Genomic DNA, 25702 nt, shown 5'->3' on the forward strand with positions numbered 1-25702 from the left:
AATGACTGGAGGAAAAGGAATGCAGACAACTGCTCAAAAATTAAAGCTCATTATTTTTGAACTGAATACGGAGGAATATTCCATACAGGTTCAGCAGGTCCGTTCAATCGAAAAATTATTGCCAATTACACGAGTTCCCAATGTGCCTGCACATATAAAGGGCGTCATTAATCTTAGGGGTGTCATCACACCAATTGTCGATCTGCGCACAAGATTTGATTTACCTGAAAAGCAATATGATGAAAGAACAAGAATCATCATTACTGTTGTCGGTGAGCTTGAAGTAGGATTTATTGTGGATGCTGCAAATGATGTCCTGGATATCTCAGAGGAATCAATCGAACCGGCGCCGGAAGTAGTGGGAAGCGTTGAAACTAAGTATGTCCAGGGTGTCGTGAAGATTGATAAACGGCTGTTCGTTTGCTTGGATCTTCATGAAGTCCTGCAATTGGAAACACTACATGATTGAAGGTTGATAGTATGAACAATCAGGATAAACAAATAGAATTGGACTTATTGAAGGAGCTTGGCAATATAGGGGCTGGCAATGCTGCCACCGCTTTGTCGCAACTTTTGAATAAAGATATATATATGAACGTTCCAAGGGCGAAGGTTGTCAGCTTCAATGAAATGATGGAACTTGCAGGGGGTCCTGAAAGACCTGTTGCCGCCGTTTTTTTGACAATGGAAGGGGAGCTTTCCGGCAGCTTGTTCTTCGTGCTTTCCCTTGAAGATGCTACAAAGCTGATACAACAGCTATTAGAGGACGAAAGCCTGAACAAAGAAAGCTTGCAGCAACATGAGATGGCCTTATCAGCATTGCAGGAATTAGGCAACATTGTCTCCGCTCATTATTTGACGGCATTATCGGAAGCAATCGGACTAGTTGTGACACCTTCTGTACCACAGGTTTCAGTGGATATGGTAGGAGCTATTGTAATGGCAGGACTGCTGGAAATCTCACATGTGAGTGACCATGCGATATTCATTGATACGGAACTATCGCAAACCTCCGATGAGACGGCTGAAAAAGTGAAAGGTCATTTCTTCCTTATTCCTTTTCCAGATTCTTTCGAAAAAATTCTGATGGAATTGGGAGCGAAGTAAATGCTGGGCTTACAAAATGTCGTCAAAGTGGGTATTGCAGAAATGAATATAGTTCAAGTTCCAAAGTTCATACGCACATCCGGACTTGGATCATGTGTCGGGGTTGTTCTTTACGATGCGACATCAAAGATTGCTGGGATGGTACATGTGATGCTTCCAAATTCCAGCCTTGCGAGGACATCAGATTTTAACCCTTGCAAATATGCCGATACAGGAGTGGATCATCTACTTCAGATGGTAATCAGAAGTGGCGCCAGCCTCCCGAAATTGAAAGCCAAAATGGCTGGGGGAGCCCAGATGTTCCAATTTTCCAGTTCTAGCAGTGAAATGATGAGAATCGGCCCCAGAAATGTTGAGGCTGTCAGGGAAAGACTTGAATCACATCAAATACAGGTAGTAGGCGAGGATTGCGGAGGGAGCAGCGGCAGAACTATTGAATTCAATCCGGAATCAGGAAAACTGATGATCAAGACAGTCAATAAAGGAATCACTTATATTTAATGTAATAGGTCTTAACGGCAATAAAGGGGGGAAAGCCATGAGTACAATAACATCCAGCAAGGAATCAAGCTTCTGGGATCTTTGGAAAACGAAAAAGGATCAAGATGCAGGCGATTATCTAGTGAAGAAATATATGCCACTTGTCCACTATCATGTTCAGCGAATCGCAACAGGCCTACCCAAAAATGTTAAAAGAGAAGAATTAAAAAGCTTGGCATTGGTCGGGTTATTTGATGCTATAGAAAAATTCGACCCCACCAGGGACTTGAAGTTTGACACTTATGCCTCTTTCCGGATTCGCGGCTCCATCATTGACGGATTAAGAAAAGAAGATTGGCTTCCAAGAAGTCTGCGCGAAAAGTCTAAAAGGATTGAAGCGGCAATCGAAAGGTTGGAGCAGTCTCTTATGCGGAATGCCACCCTGCAGGAACTGGCGGAGGAACTTTGCATGCCTGAGGAGGAAGTAGCCGCTATTACCCATGAGGTGTTCTTTTCCAACGTTCTATCCATTGATGAAATGCCGAAGGAACAGGATGATTCCACCCATCAAACCTTTGCTTTGAAAGATGAATCAAGCATTTCCCCTGAACAGGAATTGTTGAAATCCGAAGCGATCCAGCAGCTGATTGACCAGATTGAAAAACTGAATGACAATGAAAAGCTGGTCATTAGCCTATTCTATAAAGAGGAATTGACATTGACGGAGATTGGACAGGTACTCGGCCTTACAACCTCCCGGATTTCGCAGATACATTCCAAAGCAATCTTTAAATTGCGCAAAGAATTGTCTGCCATGATTTGATGTAATGGCACTTCGGAACTCCCCTGCTGTTTTCCGCAGCAGGGGGGCAACATCAATTCGTTAAAAATCTAAGGTTTTTTTCGTAAAGATTGTTGTTTTAAGTATAGAGAGCTGGACTAAAGATAAAATGTGAACAATAAACACCCTGTTGGTCTCCGTTCCAGGCGTTCGCTTTCCGCGGGCGGCCTCGGGAGCCTCCTCGGCGCTTTGCGCCTGTGGGGTCTCCCTTGACACGCTGCTCCCGCAGGAGTCTCACGCCTTGCACTCCAACCAACAGGGGTGACTCAAAAGTATAAGATTTACCTTTCTAAAGTTTGGGAAAATTGGACTTTGTCTTATTTTTTAATTTCAGTAGAGCAAATAATGTTAAAAAACTGAGTTGATTGTAGCGGAGGACACTTGACTCCTGCGGGAGAGTAGAGGGTATGGGAGACCCCACAGGCGAAGCCGAGGAGGCTCCCATCCGTCCCCGCGGAAAGCAAGTGTCCGCAGCGGAAATCAACGGCTACATTTGAAGGGGCCATTTTATCAAACTAGTAGCAATGAATGCGAAAACAGCCTAATATAAAATAAAAAGTGCAAAATCCCAAAGCCGGTTGTGTTTATTTTATAATGCAATCGGCTCCATCCATGATATGAAGTGTAAGGAGCGTGTGGCTTTTGACAACCCTATTCTTGGTGATTAACTTAGCCATAAGCTTGCTGGCTATTTTTCTTGTTATCATCCTATATATTAAATTTTCTAATATTCAACAGCTGGAACAGGATTATCATAAGCTGCTGAAAGAGGCGGAAGAAACGATAGGTTCCTATGTTTATGAACTGAAGGAAGAGAACGAAGCTTTTCTAGCAAAGCTTCCTGAACGTAATAAAATGGTGAAAGAGCAGCAAGGGAACATGACAGAACACTCAATCGACGAAAAGGAGCCTGAAATCACCCAGGATGATATCAATGCCTTGCTTGGGGGGAGTGCACAATCAGACTCGATTGACAATAACGAAAAGCCAATAGCCTTTGAAGAGCTAAGTACCTACGAACAAGTGGCGATTCTCCTCGAAGAAGGTGATTCCATGGAGGAAATTGCAAAGAAATTGGATAAAGGAAAGACGGAAATAGAACTTTTGTGGAAAATTCGACAGTGATAAGCAATTACGACTTGATTGTAAAATGTGATTGTGATATATTTATTTTCGGTGTTATAAATTCACACGTTAACTGATTCGAGCATTGGTGCTGACCTGTTCAGTTTTGCTTGGAAATGAAGTGAACGGAGGAAAAAAAACCATTAGGAGGAATATAACATGTCAGTAATCTCTATGAAACAATTACTAGAAGCTGGTGTACACTTCGGACACCAAACTCGCCGTTGGAACCCAAAAATGAAGAAATTCATCTTCACTGAGCGTAACGGCATCTACATCATCGACCTTCAAAAGACTGTTAAAAAGGTTGAAGAAGCATACAACTTCGTGAAGGAACTTGCTGGTAACGGCGGAACAGTATTATTCGTTGGTACTAAAAAGCAAGCTCAAGATTCTGTGAAAGAAGAAGCAGAACGTTCCGGAATGTACTACGTTAACCAACGTTGGTTAGGTGGAACTTTAACTAACTTTGAAACAATCCAAAAGCGTATTTCTCGTCTAAAAGCGATTGAAAAAATGCAAGAAGATGGAACTTTCGAAGTTCTTCCAAAGAAAGAAGTTGTAATGTTAAAGAAAGAGCTAGAGCGTCTTGAAAAATTCTTAGGCGGAATTAAAGACATGAAGGGCCTTCCTGATGCATTATTCATCATTGACCCACGCAAAGAGCGTATCGCTGTTGCAGAAGCAAGAAAATTGAACATCCCTATCGTTGGTATCGTAGACACTAACTGTGATCCGGACGAAATCGATGTTGTAATCCCTGCAAACGACGATGCAATCCGCGCTGTAAAACTTTTAACTGGTAAAATGGCAGACGCTATCCTTGAAGCGAAACAAGGCGAAGAGACTGCTACAACTACTGCATAATTTGATTTAAGAAAAAGGTGATAAGAGGGGAAAGCCTTTTATCACTTTTTTTTGGAAAATATCCAGATGGCAGCGTGGACCAACTTTTCCCCGCTCCATCAGATTTACATACACTAAGGAGGATTATTACTATGGCTGTAACTGCTCAAATGGTAAAAGAATTACGTGAAAAAACTGGCGCAGGCATGATGGACTGCAAAAAAGCGTTAACTGAAACAAACGGTGACATGGAGCAAGCAATCGATTTCCTACGTGAAAAAGGTATTGCGAAAGCTGCTAAAAAGACTGACCGTATCGCTGCTGAAGGTTTGACTGCTATCGTAACTAAAGGAAACGAAGCGGTAATCCTTGAAGTTAACTCTGAAACGGATTTCGTAGCGAAAAACGAAGGATTCAAGACACTTGTTAACGAATTGGGTGAATTCCTGATCACAAACAAACCTGAATCTGTAGAAGCTGCACTTGAAGCTAAAATGGACAATGGTGTTGCAGTTTCTGAACACATCAATACTGCCATCGCTAAAATTGGTGAGAAGTTGACTCTTCGCCGCTACACAATCGTTACTAAAACTGACGCTGACGCGTTTGGTGCATACCTTCACATGGGCGGACGCATCGGAGTATTAACTCTTCTTGAAGGTACTACTGATGAAGCTGCTGCAAAAGACGTAGCTATGCACATCGCTGCAATCAACCCTAAATACGTTTCCCGTGACGAAGTTTCTGCTGAAGAAGCTGATCGTGAGCGTAAAGTTCTTACTGAGCAAGCATTAAACGAAGGCAAGCCTGAGAACATTGTAGCTAAAATGGTAGAAGGTCGCCTTGGTAAATACTTCGAGGACATCTGCCTTTTAGACCAGTCTTTCGTTAAGAACCCTGACATGAAAGTTCGCCAATTCGTTGAAAGCAAAGGCGGAACTGTAAAATCATTCATCCGTTACGAAGTTGGAGAAGGTATTGAAAAACGTCAAGATAACTTCGCTGAAGAAGTAATGAGCCAAGTTAAAAAATAAGAGTTTAACTCTGTATATTAGGGGAGCACACTTTGTGTTCCCTTTTTTAAAAACATTTATATTGGTAGAATAGAAATACATGTATTCCTGGAGGTTATTATGGCTCAAGCAAAATATCGTCGTGTCGTATTAAAATTAAGTGGGGAAGCTTTAGCGGGCGACCAGGGCTTTGGTATCAATCCATCCGTTATAAAATCTGTATCCCTTCAAGTGAAGGAACTGGCTGATTTGGGTGTGGAAGTGGCTGTCGTAGTTGGCGGCGGAAACATCTGGAGAGGCAAGGTAGGCAGTGAAATGGGAATGGATCGTGCTTCCGCTGATTATATGGGGATGTTAGCTACTGTCATGAACTCATTAGCGCTACAAGACAGCCTGGAAAACGCCGGGGTGGAAACGCGTGTTCAAACTTCGATTGAAATGAGACAAGTTGCAGAACCGTACATAAGAAGGAAAGCAATACGTCACCTTGAAAAGAAACGTGTTGTCATTTTCGCTGCAGGTACGGGGAACCCTTATTTCTCCACAGATACAACAGCTGCATTGCGTGCTGCTGAAATTGAGGCGGAAGTAATCCTGATGGCAAAAAACAATGTGGATGGCGTATATAGTGCAGATCCAACCATCGATAGTACTGCAACAAAATATGAAACACTTTCCTATCTTGATGTATTACGCGAAGGACTTGCTGTAATGGATTCCACGGCTTCTTCATTATGCATGGATAATGATATCCCAATCATTGTTTTTTCTGTCATGGAAGAAGGAAACATTAAACGTGTAGTTTTAGGTGAAAATATCGGAACAATTGTAAGGGGGAAATAATCATGGCGAAACAGGTCATTACTCAAACCAAAGAAAGAATGGAAAAAGCGATTCAGTCTTATTCTAGAGAATTGGCATCCATCCGTGCAGGACGAGCGTCTGCAGCAATTCTTGATAAAGTGACTGTCGATTATTATGGCGCTCCGACTCCTGTAAATCAGCTTGCATCCATTAACGTACCGGAAGCAAGACTATTAGTTGTACAGCCTTACGACAAATCTTCTTTAGGGGATATTGAAAAAGCGATCATCAAGGCGGATCTAGGATTGAATCCTTCCAATGACGGTACCGTTATCCGTATTTCCATTCCGGCATTAACGGAAGAAAGACGTAAAGAGCTTGTTAAATCTGTGAAGAAATCTTCTGAGGAAGCAAAAGTTGCGATCCGTAACATTCGTCGCGACGGCAATGATGATCTGAAAAAGCTTGAAAAGAACGGCGAGATCACAGAAGATGAATTGCGTGGTTATACAGATGACATCCAAAAGCAAACAGACAGCTATATTGTGAAGGTGGATTCTGTTACAAAAGAAAAAGAAAAAGAAATCATGGAAGTCTAAGCGATTTACATGTAAAATAGAAAGATGGAAAGACCCTCTAATGTTTACAGGGGGTTTTTTTGTTAATACTGTTACTATAAATGGAGACCCTTTATTGGCGAGTCTGTTTATTTTTAATGGAGGATTTTTATGCTGAAGAAAATACAAGAGTGGAGAGGCAAAGAAACCTCTAAATCCTCTTTTTCCAAAGAGGAAATCATGCAGCACCAAATCCCGGAGCACATCGCTGTCATTATGGATGGGAACGGGAGATGGGCGAAAAAACGCGCCCTACCTCGAGTGGCAGGGCATCATGAAGGAATGAAAACGGTAAGAAAGATTACGAAGTCCGCTAATAGCCTTGGTGTCAAGGTGCTGACGATGTATGCTTTTTCGACAGAAAATTGGAAACGCCCCAAATTGGAAGTGGATTTTTTGATGAAACTCCCTGAAGAGTTCCTTGGCACATTTCTTCCTGAACTGATGGAAGAAAATGTACAAGTCCGACTGATGGGGAACAAATCAGATCTGCCTGCACACACGCTTAGGGCTGTTGAAAATGCAATGGAAAAAACAAAAGATAATACCGGTCTGATTTTAAATTTCGCTTTGAATTACGGAGGCAGAGATGAAATTTTACGTGCGGTAAAAAATGCAGCAACAGATATTCAAGACAACAAATTAACAATGGAACACTTATCAGAAGAGGTATTTTCTACTTACCTTTTCAGCAATCAACTACCAGATCCAGATCTTCTTATTCGTACTAGTGGTGAGATTAGATTAAGTAACTTCATGCTATGGCAGTTAGCCTATGCCGAATTCTATTTTACCGATGTACTATGGCCCGATTTTGATGAAAATCACCTCTTTGAGGCGATAAGCAGCTATCAACAACGCGGCAGAAGATTTGGTGGTATATAAAAAGGTGTTGGACATACAATGAAACAACGGATTATTACAGCTGTCATCGCTGCCGCGGTGTTCTTGCCAATCGTGATTTATGGGAATCTACCATTTGTTCTCTTTATTTATTTATTAGCTACCATAGGATTATACGAAGCACTTAAAATGAAGAATATCACTATTACGAGTGTTCCAGGCGTGTTAACCATGCTATTGATGTGGGTGCTTCTTATACCAGGAGAATGGATGCCCACTGAACCTTTGTTTACAAAAATGGAATTCTTTTTAATAGGTGTATTAATGCTATTGACCTATACGGTCATCAGTAAAAATAGATTCAATTTTGATGAAGTAGGGTTTGCTTTGGTCTCTACCATCTATGTAGGTATGGGATTCTTCTATTTTATCGAAATTCGCGACATTTCCTTAGCCTATGTGTTTTTTGCTTTGGTTGTAATTTGGTCAACCGACTCAGGAGCCTATTTTATCGGCAAGGCGATGGGGAAAACAAAATTGTGGCCGGAAATCAGTCCGAATAAAACAGTCGAAGGATCAATGGGCGGAGTTGTTTGTGCAATTTTAGTTGCCATCATTTTTCAGTTTACAGTAGGGTTTGAACATGGGCTCATCATTACCATTATAATAGCAAGTATTGTTTCTGTAGTGGGACAAATGGGCGACCTGGTCGAGTCCGCTTTAAAAAGACATTATGCGATTAAGGATTCAGGTAATCTACTCCCTGGACATGGCGGGATTTTAGATCGTTTTGATAGCCTGCTGTTTGTTTTGCCACTATTACATTTTATACATAAATTTATATCCTAAGCGCTCGTATAGTGGTGGATGAAGGAGTGAAAGCTTGTGAAGCAGATAAGTTTATTAGGTGCTTCTGGTTCGATCGGTGTTCAAACTTTAGATGTGATAAAGCAGCATCCGGATCTATTCCAACTAGTTGCCTTTAGTGTCGGAAGCAATGTTACTGCAGCGGCCGAGATAATCAAGGATTTCTCCCCTAAAGCTGTTTCAGTGAAATCGAAAGAGGACTGTGATACATTAAAAAGGCAGTTTCCGGCAAGTGAAATCCGCTTTTCCTACGGGGAAGAAGGGCTAGTGGATATAGCCACCCATGAAGAGGCGGAGATTGTCGTGAATGCGGTGATGGGAAGTGTTGGATTAGTGCCGACGCTGCATGCCATTGAGTGCAAAAAAACAATTGCACTTGCAAATAAGGAAACGCTTGTTACAGCAGGTCACATCGTCATGGCTGCAGCCAAGAGGCATGGCGTATCGATTCTTCCGGTTGACAGCGAGCATTCCGCAATCTATCAATGTCTTCAGGGAGAAAATGAAAAAAACATCCAATCTCTTATCTTGACTGCATCCGGCGGAAGCTTCAGGGATAGATCCAGAAAAGAATTGGAAGGGGTAACAGTTGCCGATGCCCTGAATCATCCCAACTGGTCCATGGGCGCAAAGATCACCATAGATTCTGCGACCATGATGAATAAAGGGTTGGAAGTGATCGAGGCACATTGGCTGTTCGATGTCCCATATGAAGATATTCAAGTAGTATTACATAGAGAAAGTGTCATTCACTCTATGGTTGAATTCCATGATACAAGTGTGATGGCCCAGCTTGGCACGCCAGACATGAAGGTCCCCATCCAATATGCACTAAGCTATCCGGATCGTTTTGAACACAGATCAGGAAAAAGACTGAGTCTCACGGATTTTGGAAAGCTCCATTTTGAAAAGATGGATTTTGAAAGATTCAGATGCCTGCATTTTGCTTTTGAAGCAGGGAATACGGGAGGCACGATGCCCACTGTTCTAAATGCAGCGAATGAAATGGCTGTGGATGCATTCCTCAATGGCAAAATAGAGTTTTTAGCCATTGAAGACCTCATCGATAAGGCCATGCAGCGACATACAGTCCAGTTGGATCCTGATTTGCAGACCATTAAAGAGGTTGACCTTGAAACGAGAGAATTTGTTCGTTCACTAACAGATTAGAGGTGGAGATCTAGTGAATACAGTAATCGCATTTATTATCATCTTTGGAGTTCTTGTATTTGTTCATGAACTTGGACATCTGGTTTTTGCCAAACGCGCAGGTATTCTTTGCCGCGAATTTGCCATTGGCTTTGGCCCCAAGGTATTCTCATTTAAAAAACAGGAAACCGTTTATACAATCAGACTTCTGCCAATCGGTGGATTTGTCCGGATGGCTGGGGAAGACCCGGAAGTAATCGAGGTGAAACCGGGGTACCATGTCGGCCTTTTGTTCGATGGCAAAGGGGAAGTCAATAAGGTAGTCATCAATAATAAGGATAAGTATCCGGATGCCAAGATCATCGAGGTTGAAAATGCGGATCTAGAACGTGAACTCATCATCAGAGGGTACGAGCTAAATGAAGAGGAAACTTTGAAGGAATATAAGGTGAGCAAGGAATCTTACTTTGTCATGGACGGGCAGGAGATCCAAAATGCACCGTACGATAGGCAATTCGGTTCCAAAACATTAATGCAACGCACAATGGCCATCTTTGCTGGTCCGATGATGAACTTCATCCTAGCCTTCTTCATATTCGCATTTCTGGGAATGGTACAAGGTTATTACATCAATGAAGCTGTTATTGGAGAATTGGCTCCTGATGGCGCTGCACAGGCCTCAGGGTTGCAACAAGGCGATAAAGTATTGGCAATCAATGACGAAAGCGTATCTACTTGGGAAGAAGTCGTGAAAATCATCCAGGTGAACGCAAATGAGGAATTATTATTCTTGGTTGAACGAGATGGGCAGTCGATGAATATACCTGTCACCCCAAAGTCCGAAAAGGCTGAAAATGGAGATACAAGGGGGGTCATCGGCGTATTTATGCCTACTGAGAAGTCGTTTCTAGGAGCGATTCCAAATGCTGCCACAGAAACCTATACATGGACGAAGGAGATCATCACTGGCCTTGGGAAGCTTATTACAGGTCAATTCTCAATCGATATGCTATCAGGTCCTGTAGGCATTTATAAATCAACCGAAGTTGTAGCGGAATCAGGGATCTTCCTTCTCATGCGCTGGACTGCAGTCCTCAGTATCAATCTCGGTATCATCAACCTCCTGCCTATCCCGGCATTGGATGGTGGAAGACTGATGTTCTTTGCTGCCGAAGCGGTAAGAGGAAAACCGATTGACCGACATAAAGAAGGACTCGTCCACTTCATCGGCTTTGCACTACTGATGCTATTGATGCTCGTCGTAACCTGGAATGATATCCAGAAGTTCTTTTTGTAATAGTGCTTTAAACACCGCTGTTGATTTTCGCAATAGGCTGCGCTTTCCGCGGGGCTTGCGAGAGCCTCCTCGGCTTACGCCTGTGGGGTCTCCCCTAAACGCTACTTCCCGCAGGAGTCTTCGCCTATTGCTACAATCAACAGCTAGATTCTTAAAAATCAACGCAAGTCTTTAACAGAGATCCTAATGTAAAAGATTTACACTATGAGAAAATGAAAATATAGTGAGGACGTTATGCGTCACCTGCCTCCCCTGTTGATTGGAGTGCAGGGTGTGAGACTCCTGCGGGAGATAGCGGTAGACTTGAGACCCCGCAGGCATAGCCGAGGAGGCTCAAGCACCGCCCCGCGATCGCTGCCACCTGGAACGGAAATCAGCAGGGAGTTAAACAGAACACACACTTATTTTCATCTAGCATTTGTAATAAAAATGATAGTTTAAAGGAGATTGACTTGCATCCTTGAGAAAGATGCAAGTTCTCTTTGCTTTTATAGTAAAATACATAAGTAATGGGGTGCCCTTTTATGAAACAAAGCATGACGCTCATTCCTACTCTGAGAGAAGTCCCTTCTGATGCAGAAGTGAAGAGCCATCAATTACTGCTTCGAGCAGGATTTATACGACAAAACGCAAGCGGAATCTACAGTTTTCTGCCTTTAGGAAAAAGAGTGTTGAAAAAAGTGGAGGATATTGTCCGCGAAGAAATGGATAATGCAGGGGCGGTTGAGCTTCTGATGCCGGCGATGCAAGCGGCAGAACTGTGGCAGGAATCCGGCCGATGGTATTCTTATGGACCGGAACTCATGAGACTGCATGATCGCCATAACCGTGAGTTTGCACTCGGTGCAACCCATGAAGAGGTAATTACAACAATTGTTCGTGATGAAGTGAAATCCTATAAGAAGCTTCCTCTGACTCTCTATCAGATTCAAACTAAATTCCGTGATGAAAAACGTCCCCGCTTCGGTCTTTTACGAGGAAGAGAGTTTTTGATGAAGGATGCCTATTCCTTCCATGCTTCCCAGGATAGCTTGGATGATGTTTACGAAAAGATGTTCACTGCCTATTCCAATATCTTTACAAGACTGGGATTGAATTTCCGTGCTGTCATCGCAGATTCAGGGGCAATGGGTGGTAAGGATACGCATGAATTCATGGTACTATCCGAAATTGGTGAGGATACGATAGCCTATTCTGCGGACTCTTCCTATGCTGCCAATATTGAAATGGCTCCAGTCGTCGCCCATTATGAGAAAAGCGGCGAAGCGGAAAATGCTTTGGAAAAAGTATCTACACCAGATCAAAGAACTATTGAAGAAGTTTCCGATTTCTTGAATATTCCAAGTTCTGAAATGATTAAGACACTCTGCTTCAAAGTGGATGATAAATTTGTGGTTGTACTGGTCCGCGGCGACCATGAAATCAATGATGTAAAATTAAAGAACCTCTATCAGGCATCTGTAGTCGAATTGGCAACTCCTGAAGAGGTGAAAGAAAAGATGGGCTGCTCCATCGGTTCCCTTGGACCAATTGATTTACCTCAATCTGTGGAAGTTGTAGCTGACCACGCAGTAGAGTATTTGGTAAACGCGGTGACAGGTGCCAATGAAGAAGGCTATCATTATAAGAATGTTAATCCAGTAAGGGATTTCACCGTAAGTCGATATACAGACCTGCGTTTTATTCAGGAAGGGGACCTTTCACCTGATGGCCAAGGGGTTATCCAGTTTGCAAAAGGTATTGAAGTTGGACATGTATTTAAGCTTGGTACCCGTTATAGCGAAGCCATGGGGGCTACCTATCTGGACGAAAACGGAAGATCTCAGCCGATGATTATGGGCTGCTACGGCATAGGTGTATCCCGAGTTATGGCTGCGGTAGTAGAGCAGTTCCATGATGAAAGTGGAATTGTTTGGCCTGATGCAGTTACACCTTATGATGTTCATGTCATACCGGTAAATGTGAAGAATGCCGAACAGGCACAACTGGCGGAAGAAATTTATTCCGACTTGAAAAAAGCAGGATTTGCAGCGCTATTCGATGATCGTCAGGAACGTCCTGGAGTCAAGTTTGCAGATGCAGAGCTGATCGGCTTGCCTGTACGTGTGACGGTCGGGAAAAAAGCAGAGGAAAAAGTAGTGGAAGTAAAATGGAGAAGAACAGGTGAAATGGAAGAAGTATCTGTTGAACATTTAATTCAAACACTGCGCCAATCTGTAGTACAATAGATGTGAATACACTAAAAAAGGTACCCCCATTTGGAGGTACCTTCTAGTATGTTTAGAAAAATGATTAGGGACGGAGAAAGGGGTCTGAACATTGCAATGGAGCTAGTTCAAGAAAAAAAAGATCGATTTCGTCTTCTCCTTCAGCAGCTTGATTTGACAAGTGATGATATTTTTCCTTACTTTGCAGAAGCTGGAATAGATAAATTGACTGTAGAGAAGACAAGCAAAAGATGGCATTTTCATTTTGTCCTACAGAAAGTTCTGCCTGTTTCCATCTATGAATTATTTTACATGAAGCTTACAAAAAGCTTTTCACATATAGCCAATGTTTCCTTTCAAATCAGTGTCTTGGACCGTTCATTTGAAGATTCATATATACAAGACTATTGGCCGATCTGCCTGAAAGAACTTGAAGGCTGTTCCCCGCCGCTATTAATGTTATTAAAGGGACAAGCTCCTACGCTACAGGGCAATAAGCTTATGCTGACGGCCAGGAATGAAGCGGAGGCTATAGCGGTCAAACGAAAACTGAACACTACCATTTGTACAACATATGAAGGCTTTGGTTTTCCAACGTTCGTTCTTGATACGACACTTTCCCATTCTGAGGAGGAGTATCAGCAGTTTGTGGAACAAAAGCAGATGGAAGATCAACAAAAAGCGTTGGCCGCTGTCACGGAGATGCAGAAAAAAGATAGTGCCAAAGAGGATGGCAGTTCGATCAGCGGTCCGGTAATGATCGGCTACACCATCAAGGATGACGCCGAAATCAAAACATTGGCGGAGATTGTGGAAGAAGAAAGACGTGTGGCCGTTCAAGGCTATGTATTTGATGCCGAAACGAAAGAGCTTCGCAGTGGCAGAACTTTGTTGACCTTCAAGATAACAGACTATACCAATTCCATCCTTGTAAAAATGTTCTCAAGAGATAAAGAGGATGTACCGTTATTGCAAGCGGTGAAAAAGGGAATGTGGCTTAAAGTCCGAGGAAGCATTCAAAACGACACCTTTGTACGCGACCTCGTTATGATGGCCAACGATATCAATGAATTCCAAGGCAAAGAAATCAGGGATACAGCACCAGAGGGTGAAAAAAGGGTCGAGCTGCATCTTCATTCCCCAATGAGTACGATGGATGCCGTCAGCTCCATTTCTTCCTTGGTCGCACAGGCTAAAAAATGGGGTCATGAAGCCATCGCCATAACAGACCATGCGGTTGCTCAAGCCTATCCCGAAGCATATTCCGCCGGAAAGAAGAATGGCGTCAAAATATTGTACGGATTAGAAGCGAACCTCGTAGACGATGGTGTTCCCATTGCCTATAACCCAGCCCATCGAAATCTTGCCGAGGATACGTATGTCGTTTTCGATGTGGAGACCACAGGTTTATCTGCCATGTACGACACAATTATCGAGCTTGCAGCAGTCAAGATCAGGGATGGAGAGATCATTGACCGATTTGAATCATTCTCCAATCCACATCATCCTTTATCTGCAACTACCATCAATCTGACAGGGATTACAGATGATATGGTCCGGAATGCACCGGAAGTCGGTGATGTATTGCAGGATTTCTATAAATGGATTGAAGATGATATTTTAGTGGCGCACAATGCGAGCTTTGATATGGGATTCCTGAATATCGGATTCCAGCGGATAGGGCTTGGAAAAGCTAAGAATCCAGTCATCGATACACTTGAGCTGGGTCGACTGCTTTTCCCGGATTTGAAGAATCACCGGTTGAATACCCTTTGTAAAAAGTTTGATATTGAACTAACACAGCATCATAGAGCAATCTATGACGCAGAGGCCACCGGTTACCTGCTCATGAAGATGCTGAAGGACTCTCTGGAGCGCGGTATCACCTATCATGATGAACTGAATGACAACTCCGGTAAGTCCGATGCCTATAAACGGGCGAGACCTTCCCATATCACTCTGCTTGCAGTAAATGAGGTTGGATTAAAAAACATTTTTAAGCTTGTATCGATTTCCCATATGAACTACTTTTTCAGGGTTCCTCGAATCCCACGTTCATTGCTGCAAAAATATCGTGAAGGCCTTCTCGTCGGGACGGCCTGCGATAAAGGGGAAGTTTTCGAAGGGATGATGCAAAAAGCACCTGATGAAGTAGAAAGTATTGCCGAGTTCTATGATTACATCGAAGTTCAGCCTCCAAGCAATTATGATCACCTGATTGAATTGGAATTGATCAAGGACGATAAGGCGTTAAAGGAAATCATCACAAATATCGTCAAGCTTGGGGAAAAACTCGAAAAGCCGGTAGTAGCGACTGGGAATGTCCACTATCTGAAAAAAGAGGATAAGATTCACCGTGAGATTCTTGTAAGGTCCCAATCAGGAGCGAATCCCCTGAACCGTCACAAGCTTCCGGATGTCCATTTCAAGACAACCGACGATATGCTTTCCTCCTTTTCTTTCCTTGGTGAAGAAAAGGCAAAGGAAATTGTCGTCACAAATACGCAGAAAATCGCGGGTATGACCGAGGAGATTAAACCGATCAAGGATGATCTGTATACTCCTAAGATTGAGGGTGCAGATGAAGAGATTCGTGAGATGAGCTATTCAATGGCGCGAAGCATCTACGGGGAAAATCTTCCGGATCTGGTGGAGAAGCGAATTGAAAAAGAACTGAAAAGTATCATCGGGCACGGTTTTGCAGTTATCTATCTGATATCTCATAAGCTTGTTAAAAAGTCTTTGGATGATGGATATCTAGTAGGTTCACGTGGCTCTGTCGGATCTTCTTTTGTGGCAACCATGACGGAGATAACCGAGGTGAATCCACTTCCACCGCATTATGTGTGCCCATCCTGTAAAGCATCCGAATTCTTTGACGACGGTTCGGTAGGTTCAGGGTTTGATCTGCCGGATAAAAACTGTCCGAATTGCGGAGAGGCTTTCAAAAAGGATGGTCATGATATCCCGTTTGAAACGTTCCTTGGATTTAAAGGGGATAAGGTTCCCGATATCGATTTGAACTTTTCTGGAGAATATCAGCCTCGTGCCCATAATTACACGAAAGTATTGTTTGGAGAGGATTATGTATTCCGTGCAGGTACGATCGGTACTGTAGCTGATAAAACCGCTTACGGGTATGTGAAAGGCTATGCAAATGACCGTAACCTCATTCTTCGAGGAGCTGAAATTGACCGTCTATCATCAGGATGTACAGGTGTGAGAAGATCAACAGGTCAGCATCCCGGCGGTATTATCGTTGTACCGGATTATATGGATATTTTCGATTTTTCTCCCATACAGTTCCCGGCTGATGATACAAGCTCGGAATGGAAGACCACTCATTTTGACTTCCATTCCATTCATGACAATCTGCTGAAGCTTGATATTCTTGGACATGATGATCCGACCGTTATCAGGATGCTGCAGGATCTAAGTGGTATTGATCCGAAAACGATTCCGACAGACGATCCTTATGTGATGAAAATCTTCAGCGGAACCGAATCGCTTGGGGTTACGGAAGAACAGATCATGTGTAAAACAGGTACACTTGGTATTCCAGAGTTTGGAACAAGATTTGTAAGGCAGATGCTTGAAGATACAAAGCCATCGACTTTCTCTGAACTTGTCCAGATTTCAGGGCTTTCTCATGGGACGGACGTTTGGCTTGGAAATGCCCAGGAGCTTATTCATAATAAGACGTGTACTTTGAGCGAAGTTATCGGGTGTCGTGATGATATAATGGTTTATCTCATCTATAAAGGACTGGACCCTTCCATGGCATTTAAAATCATGGAATCTGTACGTAAAGGGAAAGGTCTATCCGATGAATTCAAAGAGGAAATGATCAAGAACGATGTACCTCCTTGGTATATCGATTCGTGCCTGAAAATAAAATATATGTTCCCGAAGGCGCATGCTGCAGCCTATGTTCTTATGGCAGTGCGTATCGCCTACTTTAAAGTGCATTTCCCACTGATGTATTATGCGGCGTATTTTACCGTTCGTGCGGATGATTTTGATCTTGATAGTATGGTAAAAGGATCAGCAGCCATCCGTCAAAAGATTGAAGAGATCAATGCCAAAGGTCTGGATGCTTCTCCGAAGGAAAAATCCTTACTGACCGTATTGGAATTGTCACTGGAAATGAGTGAAAGAGGATTCTCCTTTCAAAAAGTGGATTTATATAAATCACATGCATCCGATTTTATAATTGAAGGAAATTCACTCATCCCTCCATTCAATGCCATTCCTGGACTTGGGACCAATGCGGCCATCAATATTGTAAAATCAAGGGAGGACGGCGAGTTCCTTTCCAAAGAGGATCTTCAGCAGCGCGGCCGGGTTTCAAAAACTATCATGGAATTTCTGGACAAGCAAGGATGTCTTGGTTCCCTGCCTGATCAAAACCAGCTCTCCCTGTTCTAAAACGCTGACACTAACCTTGTAAATCAATGCTGTACAAGCTTTGCAAACACTAGAAAGATTTGCATATTTATCAGGGATATGATATATTTACATTGGAAATGCTATATACAGGTAATTAGCAAAGAGTGGGGAAACCCACTCTTTCGTATTGTATCCCCATTTTCCGGCGACCAGGGATTTACCATTCTTTCGGGATCGCCTTTAGGTGTACATAAGCTTGCTTGTTTATGATTCCCTGCTAATTTTGGCAGGGTCTTTTGTTCAGATTTTAAAAACATCGTTTCTCGCTACAGCGAAGGAGGAAAAAGATGAGCAAAAATGTAATAGATACGGTAGAGGAATTAATGCTGCCTATCACAGAAGAAATGAATGTTGAATTAGTGGATATTGAATACGTAAAAGAAGGTTCTTCTTGGTTTTTACGTGTGTTTGTAGACAAAGATGGCGGCATCGACATTGAAGACTGTGGAACAGTGAGTACAATGTTGAGCGAAAAGCTTGATGAACTGGACCCTATCCCGCATAACTACTTCCTCGAGGTCTCTTCTCCTGGTGCAGAGCGCCCCTTGAAGAAAAAAGAAGACCTGGAAAAATCAATCGGCAAGTATGTGCATGTGAAAACATACGAAGCATTGGATGGACTCAAAACTTTTGAAGGTGACCTTTTAAGTTTTGATGGCGAAACGCTTACAATTTCCATGACAATCAAGACACGTAAAAAAGAAGTGGCAATTCCGTATCCGAAAGTGGCCAAAGCACGTTTGGCAGTGAAATTCTAATAAGGTTCAATACCTATTTCCACACTAGCCGTCGAGGTTAAAAAGAATGAATAGGTATGTTAAGGGGGACATGGTTGTATGAGCAGCGAGTTATTTGATGCCCTGACTCTGATGGAAAAAGAAAAAGGCATTAGCAAAGACGTAATTATTGAAGCGATTGAGGCTGCACTTATATCTGCTTACAAAAGAAACTTTAATCAAGCACAAAATGTTCGAGTGGATCTGAATTTGGAATCAGGCACCATGCGAGTATTCGCAAGAAAAGATGTCGTAGATGAAGTATTTGATCCCCGTCTTGAGATTTCCGTTCAGGAAGCTCGCCGACTGGATCCGAACTATCAGGAAAACGATGTTGTGGAAATCGAAGTTACACCAAAGGACTTTGGCCGCATTGCGGCACAAACTGCAAAGCAGGTCGTAACGCAACGTGTTAGAGAAGCGGAGCGAGGAGTCATCTACTCCGAGTATATCGAACGTGAAGAAGATATCATGACAGGTATTGTCCAACGATTGGACGCTAAGTTCATTTATGTCAGCCTAGGTAAAATCGAAGCACTTTTGCCAGTAAATGAGCAAATGCCTAATGAACATTACAAACCTCATGATAGAATAAAAGTATTCCTAACAAAAGTCGAGAAGACAACAAAGGGTCCTCAGATCTTTGTTTCACGCTCGCACCCGGGGTTGCTCAAGCGCCTATTTGAATTGGAAGTTCCGGAAATCTATGATGGAACTGTCGAAATCAAATCCGTTGCCCGCGAAGCAGGTGATCGCTCCAAGATCTCTGTGCATTGCGATAACCCGGAAGTTGATCCGGTTGGAGCCTGTGTAGGTCCCAAAGGGCAAAGGGTTCAGGCTATTGTAAACGAACTGAAGGGCGAAAAGATCGACATCGTAAAATGGTCCAAGGATCCTGTGGAATTCGTGGCAAATGCCCTTAGTCCGTCAAAGGTTCTGGAGGTACAGGTAAATGAAGAGGACAAAGCGACAACCGTCATCGTCCCTGACTATCAACTTTCCCTTGCAATCGGGAAAAGAGGCCAAAATGCGCGTCTTGCAGCAAAACTTACAGGCTGGAAAATTGATATAAAAAGCGAGTCTGAAGCAGAACAATTAGGAATCTATCCAAGCCTTTCCCTATCAAAAAATGATGAGGAAAATATGGATGATTACTATGAGGATGAGAACACGGAAGAATGATCGTAAAAGAGGGTGAGACCAGTGAACAGTCGCAAAAAAATTCCTATGCGAAAATGCGTTGCTAGTCAGGAATTGAGACCGAAGAAAGATCTGATTCGCATTGTCCGCTCCAAAGAGGGCGAAGTCTCGATTGACCTGACAGGGAAGAAGTCTGGTAGAGGGGCGTATTTGGCAAGAAGCAAAGAGAGTATCCTTCTTGCACAAAAGAAAAATATATTATCCCGACATCTAGAAGTAGCGATTGATGATTCATTGTATGATGAATTGCTTCAACTGGTAGAAACGGAGAAAGATTCAACATCATGAATAATCAATGGTTATCCATATTAGGCCTCGCCACAAGAGCGAGAAAAACCATCACCGGGGAAGAGCTGGTGGTGAAAGAAGTCAGATCGGGGAATGCCAAGCTTGTACTCGTTGCAGGGGATGCATCTCCCAATACAATGAAAAAGCTGCATGATAAGTGCAGTTATTACGAAGTGCCGATCAGAACGGTCGAGGATCGGTACGAGTTAGGTCGGGCTATAGGAAAAGACGCGAGAGTTTCCATCGCGGTTCTTGATGAAGGATTTGCAAGAAAACTCCTCACTATGCTCGATTAATCTTTGGGGGTGAATGTATGACGAAATTACGCGTGTACGAATACGCTAAACAAAAGAACGTATCAAGTAAAGATGTCATTACAAAACTAAAAGAAATGAATATTGAGGTATCAAACCATATGGCAACATTAGATGAAGACACTATCCAAAAATTGAATGGAACAAACAAACAAGAAACTGCTAAAAAGCCGGCGGCTCCACAAGGAACAAACAGTGCTCCAAAAAAGCCTGCCAATAACCAGGGGTCCGCACAAGGTGGCACTAAGAGCAGCAATTCTGCACAAAAGCCAGCAAAGAAGCCATTCAACAACAACAATAATAACAATTTTTCAAAAGGCAAGAAGAAACAACAGAACAATAAACAAAACCGCGGTCCACAATCAGCGCCAACACCACCAGTGAAGAAAAAAGAAACACCTTCTAAGATCACTTTCACAGGTTCCCTTACAGTTGGAGAATTAGCAAACAAGCTGAACAAAGAGCCTTCTGAAATCATCAAGAAGCTTTTAATGCTGGGTGTAATGGCTACCATTAACCAGGATCTTGATAAAGATGCAATCGAATTGGTGGCTGGCGAGTTCAATGTGGAAGTAGAAGAAGAAATCATTTTTGAAGTAACTGATTTCGAAGGCTACGAAACAGAAGATAAAGAAGAAGTTCTTGAAGAACGCCCACCAGTTGTTACGATCATGGGTCACGTTGACCACGGTAAAACGACACTTCTGGACTCCATCCGCAACACAAAGGTTACAGCTGGAGAAGCAGGTGGTATCACTCAGCATATCGGTGCATACCAAGTAGTGGTGGAAGGCAAGAAAATCACTTTCCTTGACACTCCTGGGCATGCTGCCTTTACAACGATGCGTGCGCGTGGAGCGCAAGTAACGGATATTACCATTCTTGTTGTAGCTGCCGATGATGGAGTTATGCCTCAAACTGTGGAAGCAATCAACCATGCAAAAGCTGCAGAGGTTCCAATTATTGTTGCTGTAAACAAGATGGATAAAGAAGGTGCCAATCCTGAACGTGTTATGCAGGAGTTGACAGAGCATGGACTTGTTTCCGAAGCATGGGGCGGGGATACTATATTTGTTCCACTATCTGCTCTAAGCGGAGAGGGAATTGATACGCTACTTGAGATGATCCTGCTTGTATCAGAAGTGGAAGAATACAAAGCAAACCCTAAGCGTGCCGCATCAGGTACGGTTATTGAAGCACAGCTTGATAAAGGAAGAGGGTCTGTAGCGACACTTCTTGTGCAAAAAGGTACACTTAAAATTGGAGATCCTATCGTTGTAGGAAACACATTCGGTCGTGTCCGTGCGATGGTAAATGATTTAGGACGCCGTGTGAAAGAGGCCGGTCCATCTACACCAGTTGAAATCACGGGTCTTAATGATGTGCCGCAAGCCGGGGACAACTTTATGGTATTCGCTGATGAGAAAAAAGCACGTAATGTCGGAGAGGCACGTGCCCAAAAACAACTTCAAGAACAAAGAAGCGAGAAAACCCGTGTAACATTGGATGACCTTTTTGAACAAATCAAACAAGGTGAAATGAAAGAAATCAATATCATTGTCAAAGCTGACGTACAAGGTTCTGTAGAAGCGATGGCTGCATCCCTGCAGAAAATTGAAGTCGAAGGCGCGAAAGTGAAAATCATCCACACAGGTGTTGGAGCAATCACAGAATCCGATATCATTTTAGCATCTGCTTCAAATGCCATTGTAATTGGATTCAACGTGCGTCCTGATGCAGGAGCAAAGCGTACAGCTGATGTGGAGAAGGTTGACATTCGTCTACACCGTATCATCTACAAAGCGATTGAAGAAATTGAAGCAGCTATGAAAGGGATGCTTGATCCGGAATTTGAAGAAAAAGTTATCGGTCAAGTGGAAGTTCGTCAAACTTTCAAAGTTTCCAAAGTTGGAACAATTGCAGGAGCGTATGTAACGGAAGGTAAAATCACTCGTGATTCCAGCATTCGCCTTATCCGTGACGGCATTGTCATTTTTGAAGGGGAATTAGATACTCTAAAACGTTTCAAGGATGATGTGAAAGAAGTTGCGACAAACTATGAGTGTGGAGTAACGATCAAAAACTTTAATGATATAAAAGAAGGCGACATCATCGAAGCGTACGTCATGCAAGAAATCGAAAGAAAATGATCGGATATTTAGAATGTGACTGTATGATTTATGATGCTCAATCTTTGAAGGAAAAGAGAGCCGTGCTTCAGCGTATCATCACAAGACTGAAGCAGCGGTTCAACATTTCCATTTCGGAGATTGACCATCAGGACGTATGGCAGCGGACGAAGATAGGGATTGTATCCATATCTTCATCTAAATCCGTCACTGAAAAGGAATTGCAGAAAGTCTTGGATTATTTGGATTCCTTTCCGGAAATAGAACGAGCAGAAACTTCGCTTGATTGGCTTTAAAGGGGTGAAAAGTATGACACTCAGATCAAACCGTGTTGGAGAGCAGATGAAAAAGGAGCTTTCCGATATCATTGGTCGTAAAATCAAAGATCCCCGTGTAGGTTTTGTCACTGTTACAGATGTGCAGGTTACCGGCGATCTTCAACAAGCCAAGGTGTATATCTCTGTCCTTGGAGACGATGAAAAAAGGCAGGATACACTTATCGGCCTGGCAAAAGCAAAAGGCTTCATCCGCAGTGAAATCGGACGAAGAATTCGTTTGAGAAAAACTCCTGAGCTTTTCTTTGAATTTGACGAATCCATGGAATACGGTAATCGCATCAATACCTTAATCCATGAATTGAATAGAAATGACTCTGATGATGAAGAGTAACCTTGAAGGATAGACAGAAGTGTCTATCCTTTAAGTGTAATTATTGCGTTATTCAAAGTTGAACAACTACTGAATTGATAAAATAGGAAGGGGTGCATCCCTTGGATGGCATTCTGGTCTTAAACAAACCAAAGGGATTTACTTCTCATGACTGTGTCTTCAAAGTGAGGAAAATCCTAAAAACAAAAAAAGTCGGCCACACAGGCACACTCGATCCTGAAGTTACAGGTGTTCTGCCGATCTGCATTGGAAAGGCGACTAAACTTGTTGAGTTCCTGACAGCTGAACAAAAAACATACATTGGGGGAGTAACATTAGGCTTTTCCACCACAACCGAAGATCAAACTGGTGAAGTGGTGGAGAAAAAGGAAGTAACTGAATCTATTTCGCAAGATAAAATAGAGCAGGTTCTAAAAGAACTGACAGGTGAAATAGAACAGACCCCTCCCATGTTCTCTGCGGTGAAAATAAATGGAAAAAAACTATATGAATATGCTAGAGAAGGAAAAGTAATAGACCGACCTTCCAGGAAAATTACTATTTACGACCTTTTTCTCACTAGCGATATCACGCATGAGAACGAAACTTTGAAGTTTTCATTTGAGGTTTCATGCAGCAAGGGGACGTATGTAAGGACATTGGCGGTCCAAATAGGGGAACTGCTTGGCTATCCAGCACATATGAGTCTATTGACCAGAGTCGCTTCGGGGAATTTTAAAATAGACCAGGCGATTTCTTTGGAGCAACTCGAAGATCTGATGGCGAATGATAAAGTGGACAGTGTCCTTGTTCCAATGGAAAAAGCGTTAAACTCGTTGCCTAAGCTTGAGATAAGTGATACAGTAGCAGAGAAAGTCCAAAATGGAGCAGTTCTGCCGTACCCTGAAGAGTTTGATGGAGAATCGGAGTACTTCAGTGTTTTCCATAATAATGCCTGCCTGGCCATCTACATGAAGCATCCGACAAAACCGGGATTAATGAAGCCGAAGAAGGTTTTTCACGGTCAGGACAGTGGGCTTTAAAGAGAATCAGAAATTTGACATACATACTGTATGAAAAGATAGATTTAGGTGATTATGATGAAAGTTGTTTATTTAGAACATCCTCATTCTATACAGCAAAAAGAGTGTGACCCTTCGGTCGTGGCACTAGGTTTTTTTGACGGTATCCATTTAGGTCACCAAAGTGTCATAAAGGCTGCCATTGAAAAAGCAAGGGAGCATAATCTGAAAGCTTCCGTCATGACATTGGATCCGCATCCATCCGTCGTTCTGAGGAAGACTGTTCAACATGTACGCTATATTACGCCATTGATGGAGAAGATAAATATTCTTAACAACTTGGGTGTGGATATTCTGTATGTGGTGAAATTTGATCTGGAATTTGCAGGTCTTGTGCCTCAGGACTTTGTTGACCAATATATCATTGGGCTAAATATCAAGCATGTAGTGGCTGGATTTGATTATTCTTATGGCCGCTTAGGCAAGGGTACAATGGAAACACTGCCTTTCCATTCACGAGGGCAATTTAATCAGACCATCATTGAAAAGTATACAACCAATAACCTCAAAGTAAGCTCTACACTGATTCGGGAACAGATCAAAGAGGGGGATATGGATAAGCTCCCCCATACGCTGGGTCGCAACTATGTAATCAGGGGAACAGTAGGGCATGGTGATAAACGTGGCCGTACTATTGGTTTCCCTACAGCAAATATTAAGCTTTCAGACGATTATGTGGTTCCGAGGACAGGTGTCTATGCAGTGAGGATGCATGTAAAAGGCCAATGGCATCATGGAGTCTGCAATATTGGATATAAACCAACCTTTAAAGAACGTAACGAAGATGCCTTGCCTTCCATTGAGGTCCATCTCTTTGAATACAATGAATCTATTTATGATGAAGAAGTCATTGTGGAATGGCACCAAAGCATCCGGGAAGAGCGGAAATTCGATGGTGTTGATGCCCTGATTGCACAAATCCAAAAGGACAAGCAGACGGCACAGGACTATTTTCAAAAAAGCACACCCGATACTTGCTTTTTATCGAAAAAAGATGTATGCTATTAAACGTACTAAAACCATTGCTTGGCAAGTCGAATCACCAACGCTTGCTCGGTAATAGGGGTTTTTACTAATAAGGAGGTGAATAGGATGGCTATCACACAAGAGCGTAAGCAAGAGCTAATCAATGAGTACAAAACTCATGAGTCTGACACTGGATCACCAGAGGTTCAGATCGCTGTCCTAACAGAGCAAATCAACAACCTAAACGGGCATTTACGTACGCACAAGAAAGATCACCACTCACGTCGTGGTCTATTGAAAATGGTTGGTAAACGTCGTAACTTACTAACTTACCTACGTAACAAAGATGTAACTCGTTACCGTGAACTAATCACAAAATTAGGTCTACGTCGATAATGTTTTTTGAAAAAGCGGGAGAATTCCCGCTTTTTTGTTAGTATTTTTAGAAGCGACTATTCGCAAGGTTGTACCTTTGGCTTTCCTTATATATCATAAAAGGCAACTTTTTACCTATACATTACGGAATTCTATTGATATGTTGTAGTTATTTCGTTCATACTATACATAATACTAAATGCATTATTTTTATTATTGAATAATTTAAATAGGCACTACTCAGATCGTTGCTTTTACCTTATCTGGAAATTGCATCTC

The 25702-nt window shown here is 42.6% G+C and carries 25 protein-coding genes; all 25 read left to right on the forward strand.

Annotated features, from left to right (window positions below; genetic code table 11):
* Nucleotides 1-19 precede the first annotated feature (19 nt).
* The 25 genes from ACQCT5_RS11310 (at nt 20) to rpsO (ending at nt 25444) form a co-directional block, all read left to right on the forward strand.
* Entirely contained in the window at nt 20-469 is a 450-nt protein-coding gene (locus ACQCT5_RS11310; RefSeq protein WP_499641913.1) for a chemotaxis protein CheW, read from the forward strand.
* Between the two features lie 11 nt (nt 470-480).
* Entirely contained in the window at nt 481-1107 is a 627-nt protein-coding gene (locus ACQCT5_RS11315) for a chemotaxis protein CheC (protein WP_499641915.1), read from the forward strand.
* Entirely contained in the window at nt 1108-1608 is a 501-nt protein-coding gene (locus tag ACQCT5_RS11320; RefSeq protein WP_499641917.1) for a chemotaxis protein CheD, read from the forward strand.
* 37 nt (nt 1609-1645) lie between these two features.
* A complete protein-coding gene (locus tag ACQCT5_RS11325) occupies nt 1646-2410 on the forward strand; it encodes a FliA/WhiG family RNA polymerase sigma factor (protein WP_499641920.1) in 765 nt (254 codons plus the stop codon).
* 660 nt (nt 2411-3070) lie between these two features.
* Nucleotides 3071-3553: a hypothetical protein gene (locus ACQCT5_RS11330; protein WP_499641922.1), complete on the forward strand. Its 483-nt coding sequence runs from the start codon at nt 3071-3073 to the stop codon at nt 3551-3553.
* Between the two features lie 159 nt (nt 3554-3712).
* Nucleotides 3713-4420, forward strand: a complete 708-nt coding sequence (gene rpsB / locus ACQCT5_RS11335) for a 30S ribosomal protein S2 (RefSeq protein ID WP_204413719.1) — start codon at nt 3713-3715, stop codon at nt 4418-4420.
* Nucleotides 4421-4551: 131 nt separating this feature from the next.
* The gene (gene tsf, locus ACQCT5_RS11340; RefSeq protein ID WP_499641924.1) at nt 4552-5433 is read left to right on the forward strand and encodes a translation elongation factor Ts; all 882 of its coding nucleotides are present in this window, start codon (nt 4552-4554) and stop codon (nt 5431-5433) included.
* A 99-nt stretch (nt 5434-5532) separates the two neighbouring features.
* Nucleotides 5533-6255: a UMP kinase gene (gene pyrH / locus ACQCT5_RS11345; protein WP_417900535.1), complete on the forward strand. Its 723-nt coding sequence runs from the start codon at nt 5533-5535 to the stop codon at nt 6253-6255.
* A gap of 2 nt (nt 6256-6257) precedes the next feature.
* Complete coding sequence (frr, locus tag ACQCT5_RS11350) at nt 6258-6815, forward strand: ribosome recycling factor (protein ID WP_417900534.1); 558 nt, start codon at nt 6258-6260, stop codon at nt 6813-6815.
* A gap of 129 nt (nt 6816-6944) precedes the next feature.
* A complete protein-coding gene (gene uppS / locus ACQCT5_RS11355; protein ID WP_499641927.1) occupies nt 6945-7718 on the forward strand; it encodes an undecaprenyl pyrophosphate synthase in 774 nt (257 codons plus the stop codon).
* Between the two features lie 18 nt (nt 7719-7736).
* Nucleotides 7737-8525, forward strand: coding sequence for a phosphatidate cytidylyltransferase (locus ACQCT5_RS11360; RefSeq protein ID WP_499641929.1), 789 nt, complete (start codon nt 7737-7739; stop codon nt 8523-8525).
* Between the two features lie 36 nt (nt 8526-8561).
* Entirely contained in the window at nt 8562-9713 is a 1152-nt protein-coding gene (gene dxr / locus ACQCT5_RS11365) for a 1-deoxy-D-xylulose-5-phosphate reductoisomerase (protein ID WP_499641931.1), read from the forward strand.
* A gap of 13 nt (nt 9714-9726) precedes the next feature.
* Nucleotides 9727-10989 carry an RIP metalloprotease RseP gene (gene rseP / locus ACQCT5_RS11370; RefSeq protein ID WP_499641933.1) on the forward strand — a complete coding sequence of 421 codons (1263 nt, stop codon included), beginning with the start codon at nt 9727-9729 and terminating at the stop codon, nt 10987-10989.
* 524 nt (nt 10990-11513) lie between these two features.
* Entirely contained in the window at nt 11514-13217 is a 1704-nt protein-coding gene (locus ACQCT5_RS11375; protein WP_499641935.1) for a proline--tRNA ligase, read from the forward strand.
* A gap of 96 nt (nt 13218-13313) precedes the next feature.
* Nucleotides 13314-17624, forward strand: a complete 4311-nt coding sequence (locus ACQCT5_RS11380; RefSeq protein ID WP_499642363.1) for a PolC-type DNA polymerase III — start codon at nt 13314-13316, stop codon at nt 17622-17624.
* A 308-nt stretch (nt 17625-17932) separates the two neighbouring features.
* Complete coding sequence (rimP, locus tag ACQCT5_RS11385; RefSeq protein ID WP_499641937.1) at nt 17933-18403, forward strand: ribosome maturation factor RimP; 471 nt, start codon at nt 17933-17935, stop codon at nt 18401-18403.
* A gap of 78 nt (nt 18404-18481) precedes the next feature.
* On the forward strand, nt 18482-19603 hold the full coding sequence (nusA, locus tag ACQCT5_RS11390; protein ID WP_499641938.1) for a transcription termination factor NusA: 1122 nt from the start codon (nt 18482-18484) through the stop codon (nt 19601-19603).
* A 21-nt stretch (nt 19604-19624) separates the two neighbouring features.
* Nucleotides 19625-19909: an RNase P modulator RnpM gene (gene rnpM, locus ACQCT5_RS11395; protein ID WP_386637445.1), complete on the forward strand. Its 285-nt coding sequence runs from the start codon at nt 19625-19627 to the stop codon at nt 19907-19909.
* Nucleotides 19906-20205, forward strand: a complete 300-nt coding sequence (locus ACQCT5_RS11400; protein ID WP_499641940.1) for a YlxQ family RNA-binding protein — start codon at nt 19906-19908, stop codon at nt 20203-20205. Before rnpM ends, ACQCT5_RS11400 begins: the two co-directional genes overlap by 4 nt.
* Nucleotides 20206-20222: 17 nt before the next feature.
* On the forward strand, nt 20223-22373 hold the full coding sequence (infB, locus tag ACQCT5_RS11405) for a translation initiation factor IF-2 (protein WP_499641942.1): 2151 nt from the start codon (nt 20223-20225) through the stop codon (nt 22371-22373).
* A complete protein-coding gene (locus tag ACQCT5_RS11410) occupies nt 22370-22648 on the forward strand; it encodes a DUF503 domain-containing protein (RefSeq protein WP_499641943.1) in 279 nt (92 codons plus the stop codon). Before infB ends, ACQCT5_RS11410 begins: the two co-directional genes overlap by 4 nt.
* A 13-nt stretch (nt 22649-22661) precedes the next feature.
* Nucleotides 22662-23021, forward strand: coding sequence for a 30S ribosome-binding factor RbfA (gene rbfA / locus ACQCT5_RS11415; RefSeq protein WP_499641945.1), 360 nt, complete (start codon nt 22662-22664; stop codon nt 23019-23021).
* A gap of 101 nt (nt 23022-23122) precedes the next feature.
* Nucleotides 23123-24043, forward strand: a complete 921-nt coding sequence (truB, locus tag ACQCT5_RS11420) for a tRNA pseudouridine(55) synthase TruB (RefSeq protein WP_499641947.1) — start codon at nt 23123-23125, stop codon at nt 24041-24043.
* 57 nt (nt 24044-24100) lie between these two features.
* Nucleotides 24101-25090, forward strand: coding sequence for a bifunctional riboflavin kinase/FAD synthetase (ribF, locus tag ACQCT5_RS11425; protein ID WP_499642364.1), 990 nt, complete (start codon nt 24101-24103; stop codon nt 25088-25090).
* Between the two features lie 84 nt (nt 25091-25174).
* Nucleotides 25175-25444: a 30S ribosomal protein S15 gene (gene rpsO, locus ACQCT5_RS11430; RefSeq protein WP_417900521.1), complete on the forward strand. Its 270-nt coding sequence runs from the start codon at nt 25175-25177 to the stop codon at nt 25442-25444.
* The last annotated feature ends 258 nt before the right edge of the window (nt 25445-25702 follow it).

The organism is Sutcliffiella halmapala (assembly GCF_050107295.1).
GTDB lineage: Bacteria > Bacillota > Bacilli > Bacillales > Bacillaceae_I > Sutcliffiella_A > Sutcliffiella_A halmapala_A.

Excerpts from the sequence above, each read along its gene's own strand:
- ACQCT5_RS11310 (WP_499641913.1), top strand. The coding sequence starts at position 20 with ATGCAGACAACTGCTCAAAAATTAAAGCTCATTATTTTTGAACTGAAT.
- ACQCT5_RS11315 (WP_499641915.1), top strand. The coding sequence starts at position 481 with ATGAACAATCAGGATAAACAAATAGAATTGGACTTATTGAAGGAGCTT.
- ACQCT5_RS11320 (WP_499641917.1), top strand. The coding sequence starts at position 1,108 with ATGCTGGGCTTACAAAATGTCGTCAAAGTGGGTATTGCAGAAATGAAT.
- ACQCT5_RS11325 (WP_499641920.1), top strand. The coding sequence starts at position 1,646 with ATGAGTACAATAACATCCAGCAAGGAATCAAGCTTCTGGGATCTTTGG.
- rpsB (WP_204413719.1), top strand. The coding sequence starts at position 3,713 with ATGTCAGTAATCTCTATGAAACAATTACTAGAAGCTGGTGTACACTTC.
- tsf (WP_499641924.1), top strand. The coding sequence starts at position 4,552 with ATGGCTGTAACTGCTCAAATGGTAAAAGAATTACGTGAAAAAACTGGC.
- pyrH (WP_417900535.1), top strand. The coding sequence starts at position 5,533 with ATGGCTCAAGCAAAATATCGTCGTGTCGTATTAAAATTAAGTGGGGAA.
- frr (WP_417900534.1), top strand. The coding sequence starts at position 6,258 with ATGGCGAAACAGGTCATTACTCAAACCAAAGAAAGAATGGAAAAAGCG.
- uppS (WP_499641927.1), top strand. The coding sequence starts at position 6,945 with ATGCTGAAGAAAATACAAGAGTGGAGAGGCAAAGAAACCTCTAAATCC.
- ACQCT5_RS11360 (WP_499641929.1), top strand. The coding sequence starts at position 7,737 with ATGAAACAACGGATTATTACAGCTGTCATCGCTGCCGCGGTGTTCTTG.
- ACQCT5_RS11375 (WP_499641935.1), top strand. The coding sequence starts at position 11,514 with ATGAAACAAAGCATGACGCTCATTCCTACTCTGAGAGAAGTCCCTTCT.
- ACQCT5_RS11380 (WP_499642363.1), top strand. The coding sequence starts at position 13,314 with ATGGAGCTAGTTCAAGAAAAAAAAGATCGATTTCGTCTTCTCCTTCAG.
- rimP (WP_499641937.1), top strand. The coding sequence starts at position 17,933 with ATGAGCAAAAATGTAATAGATACGGTAGAGGAATTAATGCTGCCTATC.
- nusA (WP_499641938.1), top strand. The coding sequence starts at position 18,482 with ATGAGCAGCGAGTTATTTGATGCCCTGACTCTGATGGAAAAAGAAAAA.
- ACQCT5_RS11400 (WP_499641940.1), top strand. The coding sequence starts at position 19,906 with ATGAATAATCAATGGTTATCCATATTAGGCCTCGCCACAAGAGCGAGA.
- infB (WP_499641942.1), top strand. The coding sequence starts at position 20,223 with ATGACGAAATTACGCGTGTACGAATACGCTAAACAAAAGAACGTATCA.
- ACQCT5_RS11410 (WP_499641943.1), top strand. The coding sequence starts at position 22,370 with ATGATCGGATATTTAGAATGTGACTGTATGATTTATGATGCTCAATCT.
- rbfA (WP_499641945.1), top strand. The coding sequence starts at position 22,662 with ATGACACTCAGATCAAACCGTGTTGGAGAGCAGATGAAAAAGGAGCTT.
- ribF (WP_499642364.1), top strand. The coding sequence starts at position 24,101 with ATGAAAGTTGTTTATTTAGAACATCCTCATTCTATACAGCAAAAAGAG.
- rpsO (WP_417900521.1), top strand. The coding sequence starts at position 25,175 with ATGGCTATCACACAAGAGCGTAAGCAAGAGCTAATCAATGAGTACAAA.